Raw genomic sequence first — 2,503 nt, 5'->3', positions numbered from 1 at the left:
CGGACCACCGCCAGGCTGCGGGGCCGGACACGAGGGGGTGCCCGGCCAGGGACGCCACTCCCTGGCCGGGCGGGTGTGGGGGCTCAGCCCCGGGTCTTGACCACCTCCGCGAAGAAGTCGAGGCAGATCCTGGCGTGCCTGGTCGGGTGGAAGAGCTCCGAGCGCCGCTCGGCCTTCTCAGCCAGATCTCGCCGGTGGGAGTGCTCCGAAGCGAACCGGTCGAGCGCACCGGCCAGGGCCCGGGGCTCACCCGGGGGGATGATCGTCCCCGCCTCTCCGATCACCTCGGCCATGTTGGCGACGTCGGTCGCCAGGACGGGGATCCCGTGGACCAGGTAGTCGGCGATGGCGCCGCTGCCCTGGAAGGTGGGGACGTCCTGGTAGGGGAAGATCGCCAGATCGCTCTCTGCCATCAGCGCGACCCGCTCCTCGACCCCCATGTAGTGGGGGCGCACCTCGACCTGGACCGGACCGTGCACGCTCGTCCCCGCCATGAGGTCGACCCCGCTCTGGGTGGGGTTGTCCCAGCGCGGACCGGCCAGGACGAACCGCATCGGGTGCCGCATCAGCCGGAAGGCCTGCAACAGCCCCTCGGCGTCCTTCCAGGTGGAGGGGTAGCCATAGAGGCTGGCCACGGGCGCGTTCCCCAGGCGTGCCCGGCTGTTCGGCGCGCTCAGCCGCTCCACCGGGATCGTGGTGGGCAGGTAGTTCACCCGGCCCGGCACCTGGCCGAGCCCCTGCCCGCCCAGGACGTGCCGGGCGTAGGAGCCGAAGTACAAGAACCCGTCCATCGAACGGACCCCCGCCTCGACCCGCGCCCGCAGGCCGGTGTCGGGCACGTGCTCGGTGAACAGCGTCCAGTCCAGGGAGTGGACGTGGTAGACGACCGCCGGCCGCTCCAGCCCCTCCCACAGGCTGGGCAGGAGCTGCTCCACCTCCAAGTTCCCGAAGTGCAGCGAGACCACGTCGTAGTCGGACAGGTCAACCCGGGCCAGCAGGCCGCGGGCCTCACAGACGATGCGCTCCGCGCTCCAGAAGCCGCAGGCCCCCTCGTCGAAGGGCTCGCCCGCGGAGCCCAGGCGGTCGACCTCGGCCCCCAGGGCCCGAAGGCCCTGGGAGAGGACGTTGAGGTAGGGCGGGATGCTGCCTCCCGCGTGGTCGGGTCCGATGAGCAGGATCTTCATCAGTTCTGTCCCTTCTCGGTCAGGATGCGGGTGTACAGGCGCGCGCTCTGGCTGGCGTTGGCCGCCCAGTCGAACTCCGGGGCCAGGGACCCCCGCAACTCGACCCCCGAGGCCATCAGCTCGACCAGGTGCTCGGCGTCGCGGTAGAACAGGCCGTTGCGGCCGTGGGTGAGCAGGTCGTGCGCCGCCCCCAGGTGCTCGGGGGCCAGCCCCGGAACCTCGCAGCTCAGCGCCTCAGCGAAGGAGAGGTGGAACCCCTCCCAGCGGGATGTCGACAGCACCCAGTCGGAGCTGCGGTAGACCGCCAGCAGGTCGCTGGCGTCCAGGTCCTGCAGGGTCTGCACGTGCGGCTCGTGGCCCAGGGTGATGTCGTACTCGAACCAGCCGTGGCCGATCACGACGGTGAACAGCGCCTTGCCGCGGAACACGGCCGCGACCTGCTGCAGCAGGTCCCAGCCCTTCATCTCGGTGGCCTTGCCGACCCAGACCACCCGGGGCAGCCCCTCCTCGCCGGGACCGGCGAGGCGGTTCCAGAGCGTGTCGGTGTCCGGCGCGTGCTCCGCGATGCTGCGGGAAGAGGTGACCTTGCCCCGCTCCGGCTCCCTCGCCTTCAGATCGACGATGTTGCCGCTGTGCAGGGGGCAGAAGGCCGGTCCCGGGCGGAAGAAGTCCCGGTCGACCCCGTTGGGGATGACCTCGGCCCGCACACCGTAGGCGGACAGGATGTCCTCTCCCGTCCAGCGGCCGACCGCCGTGACCGCCTCAGCCGCGCGGATGAGCCGGTCCTCGAACTCGGCGTGGACGGACAGACCCATGGTGCGAGCGCTCAGGTCCGCCCGGACCACGACCGGGACGCGCTGGTGGAGGGGGCGCATCGCGTAGTCGTGGACCTCGGCCTCCCAGGAGGAGGCCTCGACGATGTCGACCTCGATCCGGTTGAGGGCCTCATCGACGGCCCGACGGTGCGCGGGCAGATCGTTGGTGCGGGGCAGGACCACGACGCTGACGTCCTTCATTGGGGTCAGCGGGGTGGGGGTCTGCTGCGTGACGAAGACGATCTGGTGGCCCTGCTTGACGAGCTGGGCGGCGACGTTGCGGTAGACGGTGCAGATACCGCCTCGGGTGAGCTGGTGCAGGTCCCGGTGGACGATGGCGATCTTCACGTTCGGCCCTTTCTGGGGCGCCCGGTCTGTGCCGGGTTCTTCGAGCCGTCGGCCTTGGTCTTCAAAGCCGGTGCCCGGCCAGGGGTTCTCCTGGCACGGGCCGACCGACGGCAGGGGCGGGCGGGCCGCAAGGTGGAGCGCCCCACTGGACGAACG

At 71.1% G+C, this 2,503-nt stretch carries 2 protein-coding genes; both read right to left on the bottom strand.

The window, feature by feature from the left end; genetic code table 11:
- Window positions 1–83: 83 nt before the first annotated feature.
- Window positions 84–1,184, bottom strand: a complete 1,101-nt coding sequence (locus DQW06_RS14105) for a glycosyltransferase family 4 protein (RefSeq protein WP_117198605.1) — start codon at window positions 1,182–1,184, stop codon at window positions 84–86.
- A complete protein-coding gene (locus DQW06_RS14100; RefSeq protein ID WP_117198603.1) occupies window positions 1,184–2,347 on the bottom strand; it encodes a glycosyltransferase family 4 protein in 1,164 nt (387 codons plus the stop codon). The genes DQW06_RS14105 and DQW06_RS14100 overlap by 1 nt, the downstream gene beginning before the upstream one ends.
- Window positions 2,348–2,503 lie beyond the last annotated feature (156 nt).

It is taken from the genome of Nocardiopsis sp. TNDT3 (assembly GCF_003427465.1).
In the GTDB taxonomy this organism is placed as follows: domain Bacteria; phylum Actinomycetota; class Actinomycetes; order Streptosporangiales; family Streptosporangiaceae; genus Nocardiopsis; species Nocardiopsis dassonvillei.
This window is presented reverse-complemented; position numbering and strand designations above follow the sequence as displayed.